Source organism: Tenacibaculum finnmarkense genomovar ulcerans (assembly GCF_900239495.1).
Classification (GTDB): Bacteria; Bacteroidota; Bacteroidia; order Flavobacteriales; family Flavobacteriaceae; genus Polaribacter; species Polaribacter ulcerans.
In genome coordinates this window covers 221,100-241,182 of record NZ_OENE01000007.1, presented here as the reverse complement: position 1 = coordinate 241,182, position 20,083 = coordinate 221,100, and the positions used below count along the sequence as shown (strand labels likewise).

Here is a 20,083-nt window from a genome sequence, read left to right as displayed (position 1 = left end):
TAACAATTATTTATAGTTCTATAAATTTAGAATAAGGCAAACAGTTGTTTGCCTTATTTTTTTGAATTAAATTTACATTTATTAAAACAAAAAATTAACTCACTTAAAAATAAACAATTATGGCTTTTCAATTACCAGAATTAGGATATGCTTACGATGCATTAGAACCAAATATTGATGCTAGAACTATGGAAATTCACCATAGCAAACACCATAACGGATATACCTCTAAATTAAATGCAGCAGTTGCTGGAACTGATTTAGAAGGAAAATCTATTGAAACTATTCTTGCTAATTTAGATATGAATAACGGAGCTGTTCGTAATAACGGAGGTGGATTTTACAATCACTCTTTATTTTGGACAGTAATGAACCCAGAAGATAAAGGTTATTTATCTGGAGAATTAAAAGATGCTATTGAAGCTGAATTTGGTTCAAAAGAAGCATTTATTGAAGCTTTTTCTAAGGCTGCTGCAACTCAATTTGGTTCAGGATGGGCTTGGTTATGTGTTCACAAAGGTGGAAAAATTGAAGTTTGTTCTACGCCAAACCAAGACAATCCATTAATGCCAGGAGTTGCTTGCGAAGGAACTCCTATTTTAGGATTAGACGTTTGGGAACATGCTTATTACTTAAACTACCAAAACCGTCGTCCTGATTATATTGATGCTTTCTTTAAAGTAATCAACTGGAACGAAGTAGAAAGAAGATTTGCTGAAGCTAAGTAATTAGTTTTATTTCGATAATATTAATGAAGTAAACTTCTTTACTATCGAAATAATAAGCACTAAAAAAACCTCGAAATTTTAAAAATTTCGAGGTTTTTATGTTTTTATAATATTCTTAAAAAAAATATAATAGTAATTTTATTATACCAATTTAACTAGCGCCATAATAACACCTAAGTGAATTCCTTCATGTAAGTTATTAAAAGCTATTGCCGATTCTATAGAATCTATTGTAAAACCTGTACTTGTTTCATAAGCTGTATATTCTGTAAAAATACCTGCCTCAAAATCTTCTTGTAAGGTATCAGGTAAGCCGATAAACAACTCTTTTACTTCCTCCAGCTCTTCTTCCGAAAATGTTTCTGTAGGAACTGTTCCTTTTTTATAATTTTCAATTAATTCATCAGAAACCAAGCAATTTAATCCTGATAATTTATACTGTAATAACTGTTGAGTTACTACTAAATGAGCAAGATTCCAAGCAATATTATTTGTAAATCCTTCAGGAATTTTATGTAATTGCTCTATCGATAAGTTTTCGATTTTTTTTAAAACTACTGCTCTCGATTTTCTTAAAATTTCAAATTGTGTGTTCATTTTTCTACTTATTTTAGCGGAGATCAAAGATAATTATTAAACCACTCAAACGATGAAGAAAGTATATTATTTACAAACCTGCGATACTTGCAAACGCATTTTAAAAGAAGTGAACATTGACGGATTTGAAAAGCAAGAAATAAAAACCAATAAGGTTACTGTTAGCCAATTAGAAGAAATGCGAAAATTAACCGACAGCTATCAAAGCCTGTTTAATAAACGCGCACGATTGTATAAAGAAAAAGAGTTGAAAAACAAGGAAATTAGCGAAGCTGAATATCGTGATTTTATTTTAGAAGAATACACTTTTTTAAAGCGCCCTGTTTTTATTTTGGAAGATAAAATATTTATCGGAAATAGTAAAAAAGTAATTGAAGCCTTAAAAGAAGAATTAAATTCATAAAACCAAAAAAGCTTCATAATCTTAACGATTATGAAGCTTTTGTTGGCCTACAAGGACTCGAACCTTGAATGTCGGTACCAAAAACCGGTGTGTTACCAATTACACCATAGGCCAGTTAATAAGTTGCAAATATAAAAATATTTTTCATATTTCAGTAATTTTTAAAGCTAACTTAAAGTTTTAAAATTACTAAGTTGGCCTACAAGGACTCGAACCTTGAATGTCGGTACCAAAAACCGGTGTGTTACCAATTACACCATAGGCCAATTACTTATTGCGGGTGCAAATATAGCACAAAGTTTTATATACACAAACTTTTTTTGCTTTTTTTATTTTAACATCTTTTTGTGTAGGCTATTACTTGGTTAAATCTCTTAAAATTATATTTTTGTTTTCAATAAAAAATGAACAGTTATTAATACTTTCGTGTTTTACTATATAAAAAACTATGAACAATTTTAATTATAAAAAATGGAACACTCTTTTAGGGTGGTTTTCATTTGCAGTAGCACTAATAACCTACACTTTAACCCTAGAGCCAACCGTTAGTTCGTGGGATTGTGGCGAATATATTTCTACCGCTGTTAAGCTAGAAGTTGGGCATCCACCAGGAGCGCCTTTGTTTCAAATGTTAGGTGCTTTTTTCGCCATGTTTAGCAACGATCCTAGTCAATGGGCTAAAATGGTAAATTTCATGTCGGGCCTAGCCAGTGCTTTTACTATTTTATTTATGTTTTGGACCATTACCAATTTGGCTAAAAAAATGGCTATCAAAAATGGCGAATTTAGCAAAAATGAAGCCATCGCTGTTTTAGGTAGTGGATTAGTTGGTGCATTAGCCTATACTTTTTCAGATAGTTTTTGGTTTAGTGCCGTAGAAGGTGAAGTATATGCCATGTCTTCATTTTTAATGGCGTTATTATTTTGGTTAGGGCTACGATGGGAAGACGAAATAAATACTCCAAGAGGACACAAATGGCTCGTAATTATTAGTTTTGTAGTTGGTTTATCGTTTGGAGTTCATATTTTATCGCTCTTGGTTATTCCATCAATTGTGATGTTATATTTCTTCAAAACTTATAAAAACATCACTCTAAAAACAACCGCAGTTGCGACTTTAATTTCAATATTGGTTTTAGCTTTTGTTTTTAAATTCTTGTTTCCGTTTACCCTTAAATTCTTTAGTGTTTCAGAATTATTTTTTATCAATGAAATAGGTTTACCATACAACACAGGAACTATTATTGCTGGAATTATTTTAATCGGATTGTTTTTCTTCGGATTAAGTTTTACCCGCAAAAATAACCTAGTAATGGCAAATACTTTGATATTGTCAGTACTATTTATTATGATTGGTTTTTCATCTTGGTTGATGTTGCCAATTCGTGCAAATGCCGACACTGTTATTAACGAAAATAATCCATCGAGTGCGCGTGAATTATTAGCCTATTATAACCGTGAACAATATGGCGATGCCAATGTTTTTTATGATAACTATTATTCAGTTACACATGATAGAGCTCAAGATGCTGAGCAACCTTTTAAGGATGATAAACCGAAATACGAAAAGAAAAACGGAAAATATATTATTGTCAATAAATACAAAAATATAGTTCCTAATTATTCGAGCAAACACAAAGGATTTATTCCAAGAATGGTAAACCCTGCTTCCGAGCAACATTACAAACGAATTGCAGGAATCCCGGCTCGAAGTAAAAGAAGACCTACGTTTTTAGAGAACATGAAATTCATGATTGATTATCAATTTGGATACATGTACGGGCGTTATTTTATGTGGAATTTCGTGGGAAGACAAAACGATACCCAAGGTCATTTAGATATTGAAAATGGAAACTGGTTAAGTGGTATCGATTTTATTGATGAATTTCGTTTGGGTTCACAACAACATTTACCTGATGACATCAAAAATAATAAAGGACGTAATAACTATTTTTTCTTGCCTTTAATTTTAGGATTAATAGGATTAATTTATCAATCTAAAAAAGATAAAAACAATTTATATACCCTTGCCCTATTCTTTGCTTTTACTGGTTTTGCAATTATTTTTTATACAAACCCGAAGCCTTTTGAACCTCGTGAACGTGATTATGCCGTAGTTGGTTCGTTTTATGTATTTGCAATTTGGATAGGTTTTGGTGTTTTTGCTTTGTATGATTATTTAAAAAATTATGCAAACAAAAGAACCGTTGCAATTGGAGTATCGGCAGTTTCATTATTGGCTGTTCCTGTATTAATGGGCGTTCAAAATTGGGATGACCACGATAGAGGCGACCGTTATATTTCGCAGTTAAATGCACAAACCTATTTAGAGAGTTGTGACCCGAATGCGATAATTTTTACTATTGGCGATAATGATACTTTTCCGCTTTGGTATATGCAACAAGTTGAGGGTGTTCGTCAGGATATTAAAATTGTAAATACGAGTCTTTTTCAAACTGCTTGGTATATCGATCAAATGAAAAAGAAAACTTATGAAGCAGATCCGATTCCGTCGCAATTAACACACGAACAATATAAATACGGAACCTTAGATATGGCGTATCATATTGCGCATCCACGATTTAAAGACTCTATAATGTCTATAAATAATTTTATGCGATGGATTGAAAGTGATAATGACCAAACCTATTATATTGATGAAGAAAATGATGTTAGAGAAAAGTTTTATCCTACAAATCATATTCGAATTCCTGTAAATAAAGCCAATGTTTTAAAAACAGGATTGGTAGCACAAAAAGATGCCGATAAAATTTTAGACTATATCGATATTACTGTTAGCGAGCAAGGTTTAACCAAAAATCGAATTTTAATGCTCGATATTTTAAATAATTTTCAGTGGAAACGTCCGATTTATTTCACAGGTGGAGCAAATGCCGATGAAGAATATATCTGGTTAAAAGATTATTTACAGTTAGACGGAATGTCGTATAAATTTGTTCCTATTAAAACATCAAACAAAGGGAAATCAATAATGAGTATGGGACGTATCGACACTAAAAAAATGTACGATAATGTTAAAAAATGGAATTGGAAAACCATCAACAATGGTAAAATTTATTTAGATGAGCAATCTAAGCGCAACGCAATTTCTATCCGTAATAATTTAATGCGTTTATCCGAAGAATATTTAAAAGAAGGTGATTCGGTAAATGCAAAAGATGTGTTAGATTTATCGCTATATAAATTGCCAATTAAACAATTTGAACACTATAGTGTTTCTTTAGAATACCCTGAATTATATTACCGCATGGGCGATATTGAAAAAGCACATGAAACCGTAGAAACTTTAATTGATGTTTTTCAACAAAAATTAAAATATTACAGTACTTTTAAAGACCAAGATGTTGATTTAATTATTGATAATTTAGAAACAAGTTTATACATGTATCAAAATTTAATTCAACAAATTACAAAATATGATAATGATATGGAATACGGTAAAAAAGCCTTTGAAGCCTATTTGAATCATGCCAATTTATTTAAACATTTAATGGCTAATGAACCGCAACAACCTGTTCGAGAATTAGATACTATTAAACCTTAATTTTAAGTATTTTAAAAGCAATAGAACTTCCGCATTACTAATGATAATACATTAAGTAATGCGGTTTTTTTTAATAGAAAAGACAAGGTAAAATACTTTTTTACAAATATTTCTTCACCAAACCGATTAAAGTATTTGCGTCTTGAACGCCTGTTTTTCGCCACTTCATTACACCTTCTTTATAAATTATAAAAGTAGGATTCCCTCTAATACTTAAAGCTTTAGCCAGTATTTCGTTATCTTTAATATCAATTTTAATTACTTTTGCCTTATCGCCTAAAGCAGCAGCAACATGCCTAAGCATTTCTACCGTAGAATCTAAAGGATTTAAATCAGTATAAAAATCAATTAAAACGGGTTTATTGTTACTTATAATTTCGCCAAATTTTGCCATACATCTAGTTTTTTAAATATATTTCTCTTAAAAATAGTATTTTTTAACCAAATAGTTATGATATATACAACAAAATCAGGCTTTTTTCAACTCAATAACCGTAATTTCAGGCCAAATCCCTACTCTTCCTGGAAAAGCATGGTAACCAAAGCCTCTATTTACATTAATATAACGCCCAAATTCTTGATACAAACCAGCCCATTGTTTATACACATATTGCGATGGGCTCCATTTTATCCATCCTGGGATTTCAATACCGAATTGTAAACCATGCGTATGACCGCTCAACGTTAATTGATAATTAAAAGCGTCTTTTTTTACTTTGTTTTCCCAATGGCTTGGATCGTGGCTCATTAATATTTTAAAATCTTCTTGTTTTATTCCTTCGGATGCTTTGCCTAAATCGCCTGCTTTATTAAAGCCTTTTCCCCAATTTTCAACACCGACTAAGGCTATTTTTTGCCCGTCTTTTTCAATATATCGGTGTTCGTTTAATAACAATTCAAAGCCTATTTTAGGATGTAAATCTTTTATCGCCTTAAAATTCGCTTTTTTATCTGCATCATTTTTCCAAGTAGAATAATCGCCATAATCATGATTTCCTAGCACCGAATATTTACCAACAGGCGCTTCTAATTTTTTAAATACGTCAATCCAATTGTCCATTTCGTGGGCGAAATTATTAACCAAATCGCCTGTAAATAGAATCATATCCGATTTTTGCTGATTTACCAAATCAACCGCATAGCTTATTTTTTCTTTATTGGTAAAACTTCCTGAATGAATATCGGTAATTTGTGTGATGGTAAAACCGTCAAAAGCTTCGGGTAAATCTTTAAACGACAATTGATATTTTAGTACTTTATAATTGTACTTTCCTTTAAAAATTCCATATAATAATCCTGCAAAAGGAATGGATGCCATTGCTAAGGCTATTTTTGCGATAAAAGTTCTTCGCCCCGCTAAAGGTTTTGTTTCTTCGGATGAAATATAAGAAATTCCCTTTTGAATCCATCGAAAAAAATCTTCGCCAAACAATACCAATAACATACATAACTTAGGAAGCAACATTACTAAAAGCATGCCCAAAGCAACCTGAAATTGTAAGGTTTGCCCTGAACTTCTATCCGAAGAAAATACCACATAAAAAAAATAAGCATAGGCTAAAAAACCAATAGATAACCAGCTATAACGAATAAATGTGTTTTTAGTAATTGTTTTTATCGCCTGAAAAGCATAGGTTTCAAAAATAACAACAACAAATACAATACTTAAAATTGAAAGCAACCATCGAGACATATAAATATATTTAAAAGTAAGACAAAGATAGGTTGATTATTAAAATCAATTTTTAACGTCTTGTTAAAGTTTCGTAGCTTTGCCAACTGAATTAATGACTATTTTTTAGTTGTTCATTTCTTTTCAAATAGCTTTTAAAAAAATATTCAACCACACTTCAACAGGCTTAAAAAACACCAATGGAAAATCAAAAACGACTTTTTTTACTAGATGCTTTTGCATTAATTTTTAGAGGATATTACGCCTTTATTAAAAATCCACGAATTAACTCGAAAGGAATGGATGTTTCGGCTATTTTGGGTTTTACAAACTCGATGTTAGATGTTATAAAACGAGAACGCCCCGACCATTTAGCCGTCTGTTTTGACCGTGGTGGTTCTGTAGATAGAAGAGCAGCTTTCCCTGAATACAAAGCCAACAGACAGGAAACTCCTGAGGCTATAAAAATTGCGATTCCATATATTGAAGCCATGTTAAAAGCGATGAATATTCCTGTGGTTGTAAAATCAGGATATGAAGCGGATGATATTATAGGAACGCTTGCAAAAAAAGCCGAAAAAGCAGGATACAAAACCTTTATGGTGACCCCTGATAAGGATTTTGCTCAATTGGTTTCTGAAAATATTTTTATGTATCGCCCTCGTTTTGGCGGTGGATATGAAACTTGGGGGATTCCTGAAGTTCAAGAAAAATTTGGCGTAGAACGTCCTGAACAAGTGATCGATTATTTAGGAATGATGGGCGATGCGGTGGATAATATCCCTGGTTTACCTGGCGTTGGCGACAAAACGGCTAAGAAATTTTTAGCACAATATGGTTCTATGGAAAATCTGCTAGCAAACACTGCCGATTTGAAAGGGAAAATGAAAGAAAAAGTAATTGCAAATGCCGATTTAGGGCTTTTATCAAAAGAACTTGCCACGATTATGTTGGATGTTCCTGTTGATTTTGATCAGGATAATTTTGAAATGTGTCAGCCAAATATTCAAGCAACTGCCGATATTTTTAACGAATTAGAATTTAAACGTTTATCCGATACTTTTGTTAGAATCTTTACTGCTGCTGTTCCTGTAAAACCAGGTGAAAAATCATCCGAAGAAAATACCGAAAGTAAAACAGAAAATTTGGCAGATAACTCACTGAAAAGCCAAGAAGAAACAAAGGCTATTCCTGTAACAGATTCCGATGGACAATTTGATTTATTTGCCGCTCCAGGAACTGGAACTGTTAATCAAAAAGTGGCTGTTTCTGGTTTTAAAACTATTGAAAATACCCCGCATTTTTATCAACAGGTAAATTCTCCTTTATCAAGAAAAATATTACTAGAAAAATTAATGCAACAAAAATCGGTCTGTTTTGATACCGAAACTACAGGTTTAAAAGCCTTGGAAGTTGAATTAATCGGAATTTCTTTTTCTTGGGAAATAGGCAAAGGATATTATGTCCCTTTTCCTGAAAATCAAGAAGAAACAGCTGTTATTTTAGAAGAATTTAAGCCATTTTTTGAAGCATCAACTATTCAAAAAATTGGGCATAATTTAAAATATGATCTCAAAGTTTTATCAAATTATACTATTTCTGTTAAAGGAAAATTATTTGATACCATGATTGCGCATTATTTAATTAACCCTGATATGCGTCATGGAATGGATATTTTAGCCGAAACATATTTGAAATATCAGCCTGTTCCAATTACCGATTTGATTGGTAAAAAAGGGAAAAATCAACTGTCAATGCGAACTGTTGAACTTGCCAAACAAACCGAATATGCCGTTGAAGATGCCGATATTACCTTGCAATTAAAAGAACATTTTACAAAAGAGCTAGAAAGTGGAAATGTAACCAAGCTATTTAATGATATTGAAACGCCTTTAGTATCGGTTTTAACAGCGATGGAAATTGAAGGAATTAACTTAAATGTGCCATTTTTAAAAGAACTTTCTGTTGATTTAACAAACGATATTGAACGTTTAGAAAAAAATATTTACCAGCAAGCAGGCGAAGAATTTAATATTGCTTCTCCTAAACAATTGGGTATTGTATTGTTTGAAAATATGGCGTTGGTTGAAAAGCCAAAAAAGACCAAAACAGGGCAATATTCTACCGCCGAAGAGGTGCTTTCTCTTTTAGCGAAAGACCATCAAATTATTAGAGATATTCAAGAATATCGTCAGTATAAAAAACTAAAAAGCACCTATGTTGATGCTTTGCCAAACGAAGTAAACATAAAAACAGGGCGTGTTCACACCTCGTATGCACAAGCGGTTGCTGCTACAGGAAGGTTGAGTTCTAACAACCCGAACTTGCAAAATATTCCGATTCGTACAAAAAGAGGACAGGAAGTTCGAAAAGCTTTTATCCCAAGAGATGAAAATTATGTATTATTAGCTGCCGATTATTCTCAAATTGAATTGCGAATTATTGCTTCATTAAGCCAAGAAGAAACCATGATTGAAGCCTTTAAAAATGGCGAAGATATTCATGCTTCTACGGCATCAAAAGTTTTTAATGTTCCTTTAGATGAAGTAACTCGTGAGCAACGTAGCAACGCAAAAACGGTCAATTTTGGTATTGTTTATGGGGTTTCGGCATTCGGATTGAGCAATCAAACGGATTTATCTCGAAAAGAAGCAAAAGCATTGATTGATACCTATTATGAGACCTATCCGAAGTTAAAAAATTACATGGCAAAACAAGTCGATTTTGCGCGTGATAATGGCTATGTAGAAACGGTTTTAAATCGTCGTAGATATTTAAAAGATATCAATTCGAGAAATGGAATGGTACGTTCAGGAGCAGAAAGAAATGCTGTAAATGCGCCAATTCAAGGAAGTGCCGCCGATATTATAAAACTAGCAATGATTAACATTTATAAGCGATTTGAGAAGGAAAATTTTAAATCGAAAATGTTATTGCAAGTGCATGATGAATTGGTTTTTGACGCTCATAAAGATGAATTAGAAATTATCAAACCAATTATTAAGCAAGAAATGGAAAATGCCTTTAAAATGGAAGTTCCGTTGGATGTAGAAATCGGAATTGGTGAAAATTGGTTACAAGCACATTAATATTTATTATATAAAGAAAAGTAAGAGAAAATGGAAGTAGATTATATAGATAATGTCAATGGTTTTGATGAACATGTAGTGCGTTTGTACAATTTCAATAAAGAGGAAGCGACTAAATTTAGTGCATTAATTAAAGAGACTGTTATCGAAAAAAAACAACGATTAGATGTCTCTGAAATTGATTTTATTGAGACTCGAAATTGTAATTTAATTTTTGGTTTATTCAAATCTGATGAAGGGATTTTAACCAAAGACAAGCAAACATTTTTTTGTGTGCTAACTTTAGCAGGTTTTGAAAACATGCTACAATTAATAGCGCCTTATTGCCAAAAAGAAACTAGAAGTTATCAGTATTTATATGATATTGATAATCCAACAGAATTGTTATTTTGCCCAACGGCTACTAGGTATGAGGGGGAGTAAAAAGTTTATTTTAAATATTCAAGAAAACAACTCTTATCTTTAATTTTTTTTTATAAAATAAATGGCAACAACAGTAACAAGTATCGAAGATCAAATTAAAAAACTTCGTAAAAGAGGTATGGATTTGGACTGGAAAGAGTCTAAAATTAAAGAAATTTTATTAGATATTGGCTACTATCGATTAGGGTTTTATTGGCATCCTTTTGAAATTAATTCAAATCATGATTTTGTAGAAGGAACTAAATTTTCAACTGTAATTGACCTTTATTATTTAGATGTAGATCTAAGATATTTATTGATTAAATACATAAATAGGTTAGAATTAAATTTCAGAACTAATCTTACCTACTGGGTTTCTATGCACTATGATGATAATGCAATTTGGTACACAGATACAAAAATAATGGCTCCTGAATATTTAAAAGACATAAAATCACATTATAATAAAAATTTTAAGAAAAAAAATATTCAAATTAGCAAGCATCATATTAAATATCCTAAAGATATTTACGCTCCTTGTTGGAAAACTTTTGAGTATTATACATTTGGTTCAATAGTGAAAGTATTTGAACACATTACCGACCAAAGTATTAGGAAAGAAATTTCTTTAAAATATGCGATTGAAAAGCCCGAAAAGCTTCAGAACTTTTTAAATACATTAGTATTTGTACGGAACAGTTGTGCGCATAGTGGTGTGATATTTGATTTACATATAGATAAAGGTGTAAGTGGAGTTCCTGGGGTAAAATTCAACAATAATTATAGTCATAGTTTAGATGCAGGAATTAAAGCATTACTATATTTAATGGAAAATATTTCGAGTAACCGAACCAATGAATTAGAAAAAAAACTGGTAGCGTTATTTGATAAATTTGCAGAAAACGATATGATAAAAGAAATCATAGAAAATAAATTAGGCTACTCTTATCCTTAATAATTATATATTTTTTTGTATCTTTGCAGCTCAGTGTCCCATTATTCATTTGCATTAGTGGTGCACTTTAAAAAAATAAACAACCTCAGATACTATCTGAGGTTTTTTTATACCCTATACCAACTTACTCCACAACAAACGCTTCATTCATTTCCCAATTGGCTCTTAATTTAAATGCCTTTTCAAAGTAAATAACTTTTTCGGGTTGTTGTTTTGATAAAAAATTTCCTGTATCCCAAATAGTATTTTTATTGGTGTCGATAATTGCTCGAACGGTGTATTCTTTGGGTGCTAATAAATCAAATATTACTTTTCCTGAACTATTAATATACCTGGTTTTTACCACTTCGCCTTTATCTAAAAGTTGCATAATTACAGGGTGCTTTGTTTGTTTTTTTACCTCTAAAATAATGCTTCCGTAGTCTTCAACGGTTAGGGTTTTAAATTGATATTTTAACGTATCATTACTAGTTTCATATACATCGATAATTGCTTTAGGCAAAACTGCCAATTTATAAAATGTTGAAGGTGTTTTTTCAAATAAAATAGCGAGCTTGTTTATACGTTGTTTTTTTACTTGAAATGGAATTGCAATGGTGTCTTTATCTACTAACGAAAACTTTGATTTATCAAAAATTGTAATAGGATTATTAGTGCTTAAAAATAAGGTATCTTTTAAAGGTAAAACACTTTTTACTTCTGATAAAATAGCCAAAGAATCGATTTGTTTTTTACGTAAACGCACTGTTACCGTGTCTTTAAAGTTATTTTTATTGCTTACAATAAAATTTAACGAATCTTGTTTTACAGGGGTAAACCAATAATTAAGGGTGTCTTTGTCTTTTTCGTAGGCTGAAAATGATTTGAATGAAGCAGGAACTTTTGATAATAATTCAATTTTCATATTTCCACGTTTTCCTTCATATCCAAATTGAATTTTTCCTTTTGAAACTTCTTTTCCTCTTTTAAATCGATACGGCTGTACTTCTTTAAAAAGTGTTACAGGGTTTAAAACAAGTGTATCTCTTGGTAATGAAATTGTGTCTTTATAAAACCCTATTTCATCTGTTTTGCTATTAAAAATATAATCGCTTGACGCTTCTTTTAAGGCTAATAACAAGTATTTTCCTTTGCGTAAATTGGTGAATTCAAAATTAGTAGAATCTAAAGTGCTACTAAGGTAATTTGGTTTTTGTTTGTAAATAATTGAATCGGTATAAGTGCTATCTAAACGATATAATAAAACGCTGATGTTTTTAAGCTTTTTTTGTGTAAACGCTGGCGCTACTGAGCCTTTTAATTTTAATGAATCAATATAATTTCCTGTAGAAAAAACGTATTTAAAACTTTCTAGTTTATTATTTTCATTATTGTCTTGTACTGCATTTCCAAAGTTAAAAGTATAGGTTGTATTGGTTTTTAGAGTGTCTAAAATTTCAATATTAATATACTTACTCGCAGTTCCTTGAGGTGTTATAATTGGTGGGTATTTTAAAGGAGGAGAAACAACTAATTGTTTCGATAATCCTTTTAAAACTACATATTCGTCAAATTCAATTTTAATATTTTTTTTATCAAAATGAATCGTTTTATAAGGCGGTTTTGCCGTCATCATAATTGGCGCATCTTCATCTTTAGAACCGCCTTCTGGCATTCCTTTTCTTGCACAACTAACTATAATTACAGATGCTAAAACGACTAAAATTAATAACTTATTTTTCACAAATTAATTCTTTAAATATTCTTAAAATAGAACTTCAAAAGTAGTAAATTAAGCCTAACAAAATTATTCTTTTTTAGTGTAAGCTATCGTAGCAATGCTAATGCTTATATTTTTTGTTTTTAATAACTCTTCACAGCAAGCCACTAGGGTTGCTCCTGTGGTTAATACATCGTCAATTAATAAAACGTGCTTGCCTTCAAAGACCTTAACATCAGTTAATTCAAAAGCTGTTTTAATATTATAAAATCGTTCAAAACGAAGTTTTGTTGTTTGTGTTTTAGCAATGGTTGTTTTTATTAAAAAATCGGGTTTATAGGTTGCATTTAAAAGAACACTTAGGGTTTTACCAAATTCTGTAAGCTGATTGTAGCCTCTCTTTTTTAATTTAGTTTGATGTAATGGCACAGGAATTATATAATCGACCTCTTTAAAAACACCTGATTCTTTTAAGTTTTCGCCAAACCAATTACCTATAAAACGACCTATTTCTGGTTGATTTTTATATTTTAACTCTTGAATTACTTTTTGAGTAACACCCTTTTTTTGATAATACAGGAATGAACGGACATTTTTCACCAAAATTTTACCATAAAAAGGTGCCAATAAGCTATTATTTACATACTGATTATTTTCTATAATGGGTAGTTTATTACTACACACAGTGCATAAATAAGTTTCGCTTTGTAATAATGTAGTTGCACAATTAATACATAAATTAGGATAAAATAAATAGAATATATCTTTTAAATTTTGCATCTTTACGAACCTTATTTGAGCAGAAATATACAAAAAACATAACAAAATATTATTTTGAGTAAAAAATTTAATTTCTTTAAAGAAGCTGTAAAAAATTACAAAACATCTGGTACTGTTGCCCCTAGTTCTAAATATTTAGCAAATAAAATGCTTCGGGAAATTGATTTTTCAAAAGCGAATGTTATTATAGAATTAGGTCCTGGAAACGGCCCTATAACACATAGTATTTTAAAAAAACTTAAACCTGAGGCTATTTTAATTTGCTTTGAAATTAATGATGCCTTTTATGATGAACTAAAGAAGATAAAAAATCCGCAGTTAATTGTTTTAAAAGCTTCTGCCGAAAAAATGGCTATCGAAATTGAAAAATTAGGCTACAAAAATGCCGATCATATTGTTTCTAGCTTACCGTTAACGATTATTCCAAAAGAAATATCGCATCGTATTTTAGTTGAAAGTTATAACCTTTTAAGTAATAATGGATTGTTTATTCAATATCAGTATAGCTTAACATATTATAAAAAATTAAAAGAAGTTTTTGGAAGTAACATCAAGCTAAGTTTTGAATCGCTTAACTTCCCTCCTGCATTTATTTATAACTGCACAAAAAGCAGTATATTAGATTCTGATAAACCTAATCGTTTATCAGAAAACCGATGAATGATTGCAACAAAATTTAAAAATACGGGGTTTATTGCTTTTCTACTTGCATTATTAATTACAACAGGTGTATTGTCGTATAAAAATGCAAGTGAATATTCAGAATTAAAAATAGCTTTTGATTCCGAAAAAAAAGACCTAGAATTTGAATTAAATACTGTTTTAAAAAAATATGAAAAAGCACTTAATAAAAAGGATGATGTTTCTTTAAATTTAAGAAATAAACTTCATGAAATAATTAAACTTAAAGATACTATTCATAACTTAAAAGCTGAAAATTATCGTTTATTGCGGTTTTACAGAAAACGTATTTTAATTTTAAATAAACAAAATGAATTACTTTTTTCTTACATTGACTCTTTAAGTTCAAAAAACAATCAATTAATAACTAAAAATGATAGCGTTACCGAAGTTTTAATTCAAAAAAGACATCAAAATAATCGCTTAAAACATAAAAACAATTCTCTAGATCAAGAGAAAAAGCTTTTAAAAGAAAAAATTGCCATTGCTCAAGTTTTAAAAATAGCTACAATAAAAGTAGTGACAATGAAAAAAAGACGAAGCGGTAAATACACCCATACTAATAGGGCTAGCAAAACAACAGCTTTTAAAATAACATTTAATTTACTAGAAAATAAAATTATTAAACCTGGTTTAAAACCTATTTATATTCAAATTGTTTACAATAATCAGGTTATTTCACCCGTTAAAGAAGTCTTATTAACAAACAAGCAAAAAATATTTTGTAATGACATATTAACCGTACAATACAATAAAAAAATATTACCCGTAATTTCATTTATTAATGTAGATAAAAACTCCCTAACCAAAGGTTTTTACCATGTAAATGTCTTTATTGATGGTATTTTTATAAAAAAAACAACCCTCAAGCTTAAATAGAAAAAAACATTATTACCCCCCGTAAATTATGACTACTGAAAGAAAAAAAAGCGCTATAATTGTTTTATTAATAATAACAATACTATCCTTAAGCCTCTATTCACTACAGAAAAAAAGCCAACATGATACTCTTCAAGAGGCCTTTAAAAATGATAAAAATGATCTAGAAAAGGAGCTCGATGAAATGATTAGAGATTATACCGATGTTGTGGTTCGTAAAAAAAGTATTTCTAAAAGACTACAACTTGAACTCGTTAAAATGAACAATCTTCGAGATTCGATAAAAATATTACAGATAGACAATTACAGTTTAATACGAATTTACAGAAAAAAAATAAGTCGTTTAGAATATGAAAATAAACAACTATTTATCAAAGTAGATTCATTAAGTATTGCCAATCAGGCATTGACTCAAAAAAACGCAATTACAAAAACGATTTTAGCGCAAAAAGAAACTATAAATACTTCTTTAAGCGATAAAAATAACGAATTAGAAGAAAAACAAAAAATACTTCAAACGAAAGTAGCTGCCGGTAGCATTCTAAAAATAAATACCGTTAATGCAGTAGCTATGAAAGAGCGCAGCAATGGAGAACTAACCTCAACCTCAAGATCTAGCAGAACAGATGCCTTTAGAGTCAATTTTGATTTACTCGAAAACCCCGTGGCTGATACTGGTAAAAAAACAGTGTATATTCAAATTACAGATCAAAATAATAATGTTATTGCCCCAAAAGGAGTTACCAACTTAAAAAACGGTGCAAATATTCAATATACCGATGCTATTGATGTAAATTATAATAATGACAAATTAAGTTTAGTATCGCTTATTTTAGTCAATAGAGATGATATTAATAAAGGAAAATACACCATTAGTACTTTTATAGATCAGCTTTATTTAGGTGCAACCATTCTTAATTTAAGATAAAATTATCTTTAAAAGCGATAAAAAAACCACGAAAAAGTAAAAAAGTCATTTAATTAGTCACTTTTTCGTTTTAGAATAGCATTAGTTTAAATCCTTATTTTATTTTTGCAATATGGCAAAACAAGAAGATCACTTTAAAAAAGTAATATCACACGCAAAAGAATATGGTTATGTATTTCAGTCTTCTGAGATCTATGACGGTTTAAGTGCGGTTTACGACTATGCTCAAAACGGAGTTGAGTTAAAGAAAAACATTAGAGATTATTGGTGGAAAGCAATGGTGCAAATGCACGAAAACATTGTCGGTATTGATGCGGCAATTTTGATGCATCCAAACACTTGGAAAGCTTCAGGGCATGTTGATGCTTTTACCGATCCTTTAATCGATAATAAAGATTCTAAAAAACGATACAGAGCCGATGTTTTAGTAGAAGATTACTGTGCTAAAATTGAAACTAAAATTGAAAAAGAAGTTAAAAAAGCCGAAAAACGCTTTGGAGAGACTTTTAACAAAGCAGAGTTTGTTGCAACAAACGGACGTGTTTTAGGCTATCAAGAAAAAATTAATACCATTTTATCTCGTTTAGGAAAATCTTTAGAAAATGAAGATTTAGCCGATGTAAAATTATTGATAGAAGAATTAGAAATTGCCGACCCTTTAACAGGTTCAAAAAACTGGACGGATGTTAAGCAATTTAACTTAATGTTTGGTACAAAATTAGGTGCTTCTGCTGAATCTGCAATGGATTTATACCTGCGTCCTGAAACGGCACAAGGTATTTTTGTAAACTTTTTAAACGTACAGAAAACAGGAAGATTAAAAATTCCTTTTGGAATTGCTCAAACTGGAAAAGCATTTCGTAATGAAATTGTAGCACGTCAATTTATTTTTAGAATGCGTGAGTTTGAACAAATGGAATTACAATTTTTTGTAAAACCAGGAACGCAAAAAGAATGGTACAATAAATGGAAAGAAACCCGTTTAAACTGGCATTTATCTTTAGGTATGGGCGCTGAAAATTACCGTTTTCACGATCATGAAAAATTAGCACATTATGCTGATGCTGCTGCCGATATTGAATTTAAATTTCCTTTCGGATTTAAAGAATTAGAAGGAATTCACTCACGTACAGATTTCGATTTAAAAGCGCATGAAGAATTTTCAGGAAAGAAATTACAATATTTCGATCATGAAGATAACAAAAGTTATACACCTTGCGTAGTAGAAACTTCTATCGGATTAGACAGAATGTTTTTAGCTGTTTTTTCAAATTCTTTACAAGAAGAAGCTTTAGAAAACGGAACTTCAAGAACTGTTTTAAAACTACCTGCTATTTTAGCACCTGTAAAAGCGGCTATTTTACCACTAGTTAAAAAAGATGGTTTGCCTGAGGTTGCTCGTAAAATTATGGAAGATTTAAAGTGGGACTTTAATGTGGCTTATGATGAAAAAGATGCTGTAGGACGTCGTTACCGTCGTCAGGATGCAAATGGTACACCATTTTGTATTACTGTTGATCATGATACATTAAATGATAATGCTGTTACAATTCGTCATAGAGATACAATGGAACAAAAACGTGTTCCAATTTCTGAATTAAGAGATATTATAAAACAAGAAGTTGATGTAAAAAATTGGTTACAAAAAATGTAATTATTTTACCATACTCAAAATAATAAAAATCCTACCTGTATTTACATGGTAGGATTTTTTACTTTTGTCCTATTAAAATCAAAATAATGAAAACTGCATTAAAAATATTATTCATCATCTTTTTACTTTGGATGTTTACAGGGGCTTATCTTTTAAATACCGAGCATCCGATAGCACAAATTGTAATGGGGCTTGGCGTTTTATACATGGCTTTTATATTAATGCCTATATTTATTTATTATCGATATAAAGATGATAAGTATAAAAAATATATTATCAATGACAACAAAATAAAAGAGTGGATTGACAATAGTAACGAATAAAACAAAAACGGCTTCATTTAAAAAAATGAAGCCGTTTTTATCCTAAAAATAGTATTTTAATACTACTACTTTCTTACTTTAAAGTAGCCGCGTAACCTGTTGGAAAATCAGCCGCTTTAGCCAATCCATTTGTTGCGCTTTCAAAGTTAGATCCGTAGGTTTTATCAATTGCCTTTAACATTTCATTTGCCATTAAAGCATAGCCTCTCGCTGTTAAATGAACGCCATCTAAACTCACCAAACCACCTGTAACAAAACTAGTTGTCATGTTATAATTATCAAAATATAAACCACTAGTAGCCGCTTGTTTTAAAATTGCGTTAAAATCGACAAAAGCCAAGCCTTTTTGAGTTACAATATTTTTAATTGAGGTGTTATAAGCAGTGGTTGCCCTTTTAACTTTTTCAATTTCTTTAGTAGTTAATACCCACTTATCAGTTAATGGTAACGAAACTCCTTCTACAGAAAACATTCCTGCTAATTGTGCTGGTAATCCCTGGCTCAATAAAAATTTCACTGAATTTGCATTTACTTTACCAATAATACTACTGCTTGGTAAGACTAATAAATCATCGGCTGTTGCTTGTCTTGCCTGCCCGTAGTAAGTTCCTAATAAACCTGCTACTTTTTGCAAGGTGCTCACATCGGTAGGCAAACCAAAACCAGCTACAAAAGCAGTAAAACTAGGGCTTGCTAATAATGTTCCGATTATTTGTGCTGTTTTATCTTCTAAAGCTTCATCTTTTATAACTACAGGACTAGCGGCATCTGCTACAAATACAATAGCACGTTCTGGCACGCCAATAGCAACAAATACATCGTTAATTGCACCAAATACATTGTTTAAAGTAGGTATTTGTGCGCCAAAAGCAGGATCTGCTGGGTTTAAAGGAGCATAAGGCACTGTTGTAAAATAAGGTAGTGATGTAACCTCTGGTAAATTAGCGACAACTCCTTTAGCTCCATTGCTTGTTAGAGCTGTTACAGCTGTTGAAAAAACACTTGCAAAAACAGTAGGGTCTGTTATGTCTTTACTACCATAAGTTGCTGGATTTAAATTTCCTTTTTGATCAACACCAACACCTCCTGAAACAGCATAACTTAACAGGTCATTTCCACCAATTTCTGATAACGAAAAGAAGGTTGGATTCTGTGTAATTACATCTTCTAAAACACTTGCCATTGGCGATGATGCCATTCTTATAAAATATGGATTTGCATTTGGTAACCCCGCTAATGCACCATAACCTTTTACCCCTAAATGATAACTTTTTAAACCAGGAATACCCATATTATTGTACGCTGCTGCTTTAATATTTGATATTTCGGTAGTTGGTGTTGCCGCTAATACTACAGGTGCTGATCCATTAAAATAGAACCTAGGTGCGCCTGAAACTTTTCCAGCAATTGTAAAACCACCAAAATTATCGTTCATTAATGGCTGGGTAAATTCACCGCCACCTGCCATCGCAAATTTAGATGCTAAGGTTGCTGGAAAGGAGTTTTTTTGTGCTTCTTTAAAGACTGCTCCATCTGTATATCCTGCGGTAAAAGATGCGCCTACTGCTACATAATTTGAAAAATCAGCACTACCTGATTCTAAAGAAATTATGGTTTCTTTTTGAATTTTTTCTGTAATTGGATCTAAATCATTATTTACATCACAGGCTACCAACCCAATAAAAACTACCGATAACCATGTATATTTTAATGTCATTTTTTTCATCT

The 20,083-nt window shown here is 31.0% G+C and carries 17 protein-coding genes and 2 tRNA genes; 11 read left to right on the top strand and 8 right to left on the bottom strand.

Annotated features, from left to right (window positions below):
- The first annotated feature begins 119 nt into the window (after positions 1-119).
- A complete protein-coding gene (locus DPIF8902391_RS03490; RefSeq protein ID WP_172505048.1) occupies positions 120-728 on the top strand; it encodes a superoxide dismutase in 609 nt (202 codons plus the stop codon).
- A 141-nt stretch (positions 729-869) separates the two neighbouring features.
- On the opposite strand, the gene DPIF8902391_RS03485 is transcribed toward DPIF8902391_RS03490, so the two are convergent.
- Entirely contained in the window at positions 870-1,325 is a 456-nt protein-coding gene (locus DPIF8902391_RS03485; protein ID WP_172505047.1) for a DinB family protein, read from the bottom strand.
- Between the two features lie 52 nt (positions 1,326-1,377).
- Between DPIF8902391_RS03485 and DPIF8902391_RS03480 the strand changes: the two genes are divergently transcribed.
- A complete protein-coding gene (locus DPIF8902391_RS03480; protein ID WP_058886035.1) occupies positions 1,378-1,728 on the top strand; it encodes an arsenate reductase family protein in 351 nt (116 codons plus the stop codon).
- A gap of 42 nt (positions 1,729-1,770) precedes the next feature.
- On the opposite strand, the gene DPIF8902391_RS03475 is transcribed toward DPIF8902391_RS03480, so the two are convergent.
- A tRNA-Gln gene (locus DPIF8902391_RS03475) sits at positions 1,771-1,842 on the bottom strand.
- Positions 1,843-1,922: 80 nt separating this feature from the next.
- Positions 1,923-1,994 (bottom strand) — tRNA-Gln (locus tag DPIF8902391_RS03470).
- Positions 1,995-2,176: 182 nt separating this feature from the next.
- Here DPIF8902391_RS03470 and DPIF8902391_RS03465 point away from each other — a divergent pair.
- Positions 2,177-5,293 carry a glycosyltransferase family 117 protein gene (locus DPIF8902391_RS03465; protein WP_172505046.1) on the top strand — a complete coding sequence of 1,039 codons (3,117 nt, stop codon included), beginning with the start codon at positions 2,177-2,179 and terminating at the stop codon, positions 5,291-5,293.
- Between the two features lie 100 nt (positions 5,294-5,393).
- Here the strand turns inward: DPIF8902391_RS03465 and DPIF8902391_RS03460 are convergent, their stop codons facing one another.
- Both DPIF8902391_RS03460 and DPIF8902391_RS03455 read right to left on the bottom strand, forming a co-directional pair.
- Positions 5,394-5,687 carry a thioredoxin family protein gene (locus DPIF8902391_RS03460; RefSeq protein ID WP_058886037.1) on the bottom strand — a complete coding sequence of 98 codons (294 nt, stop codon included), beginning with the start codon at positions 5,685-5,687 and terminating at the stop codon, positions 5,394-5,396.
- A gap of 75 nt (positions 5,688-5,762) precedes the next feature.
- Positions 5,763-6,986, bottom strand: coding sequence for a metallophosphoesterase (locus DPIF8902391_RS03455; RefSeq protein ID WP_172505045.1), 1,224 nt, complete (start codon positions 6,984-6,986; stop codon positions 5,763-5,765).
- Between the two features lie 179 nt (positions 6,987-7,165).
- Between DPIF8902391_RS03455 and polA the strand changes: the two genes are divergently transcribed.
- From polA to DPIF8902391_RS03440, 3 genes are all read left to right on the top strand, one after another.
- Positions 7,166-10,054 (top strand): DNA polymerase I, encoded by a 2,889-nt coding sequence (gene polA, locus DPIF8902391_RS03450; RefSeq protein WP_172505044.1) that lies wholly within the window; start codon positions 7,166-7,168, stop codon positions 10,052-10,054.
- Positions 10,055-10,084: 30 nt separating this feature from the next.
- A complete protein-coding gene (locus DPIF8902391_RS03445) occupies positions 10,085-10,477 on the top strand; it encodes a hypothetical protein (RefSeq protein ID WP_058886040.1) in 393 nt (130 codons plus the stop codon).
- A gap of 61 nt (positions 10,478-10,538) precedes the next feature.
- Positions 10,539-11,411: an Abi family protein gene (locus DPIF8902391_RS03440; RefSeq protein ID WP_058886041.1), complete on the top strand. Its 873-nt coding sequence runs from the start codon at positions 10,539-10,541 to the stop codon at positions 11,409-11,411.
- A 124-nt stretch (positions 11,412-11,535) separates the two neighbouring features.
- Here the strand turns inward: DPIF8902391_RS03440 and DPIF8902391_RS03435 are convergent, their stop codons facing one another.
- On the bottom strand, positions 11,536-13,134 hold the full coding sequence (locus DPIF8902391_RS03435; RefSeq protein WP_058886042.1) for an Ig-like domain-containing protein: 1,599 nt from the start codon (positions 13,132-13,134) through the stop codon (positions 11,536-11,538).
- A gap of 63 nt (positions 13,135-13,197) precedes the next feature.
- Positions 13,198-13,890: a ComF family protein gene (locus DPIF8902391_RS03430; RefSeq protein ID WP_058886043.1), complete on the bottom strand. Its 693-nt coding sequence runs from the start codon at positions 13,888-13,890 to the stop codon at positions 13,198-13,200.
- 54 nt (positions 13,891-13,944) lie between these two features.
- Between DPIF8902391_RS03430 and DPIF8902391_RS03425 the strand changes: the two genes are divergently transcribed.
- The 5 genes from DPIF8902391_RS03425 to DPIF8902391_RS03405 all read left to right on the top strand — a co-directional run bounded on the left by DPIF8902391_RS03425 (position 13,945) and on the right by DPIF8902391_RS03405 (position 18,355).
- On the top strand, positions 13,945-14,550 hold the full coding sequence (locus DPIF8902391_RS03425) for a class I SAM-dependent methyltransferase (protein ID WP_058886044.1): 606 nt from the start codon (positions 13,945-13,947) through the stop codon (positions 14,548-14,550).
- Positions 14,551-15,450 carry a hypothetical protein gene (locus DPIF8902391_RS03420; RefSeq protein WP_172505043.1) on the top strand — a complete coding sequence of 300 codons (900 nt, stop codon included), beginning with the start codon at positions 14,551-14,553 and terminating at the stop codon, positions 15,448-15,450. It begins immediately after the preceding gene.
- A gap of 28 nt (positions 15,451-15,478) precedes the next feature.
- Positions 15,479-16,378 carry a hypothetical protein gene (locus DPIF8902391_RS03415; RefSeq protein WP_058886046.1) on the top strand — a complete coding sequence of 300 codons (900 nt, stop codon included), beginning with the start codon at positions 15,479-15,481 and terminating at the stop codon, positions 16,376-16,378.
- A 112-nt stretch (positions 16,379-16,490) separates the two neighbouring features.
- A complete protein-coding gene (locus DPIF8902391_RS03410; protein WP_172505042.1) occupies positions 16,491-18,032 on the top strand; it encodes a glycine--tRNA ligase in 1,542 nt (513 codons plus the stop codon).
- A gap of 86 nt (positions 18,033-18,118) precedes the next feature.
- Positions 18,119-18,355: a hypothetical protein gene (locus tag DPIF8902391_RS03405; RefSeq protein ID WP_058886048.1), complete on the top strand. Its 237-nt coding sequence runs from the start codon at positions 18,119-18,121 to the stop codon at positions 18,353-18,355.
- 73 nt (positions 18,356-18,428) lie between these two features.
- Here DPIF8902391_RS03405 and DPIF8902391_RS03400 read toward each other — a convergent pair whose 3' ends face one another.
- Positions 18,429-20,081, bottom strand: a complete 1,653-nt coding sequence (locus tag DPIF8902391_RS03400) for an SGNH/GDSL hydrolase family protein (RefSeq protein WP_172505041.1) — start codon at positions 20,079-20,081, stop codon at positions 18,429-18,431.
- Between the last annotated feature and the right edge of the window lie 2 nt (positions 20,082-20,083).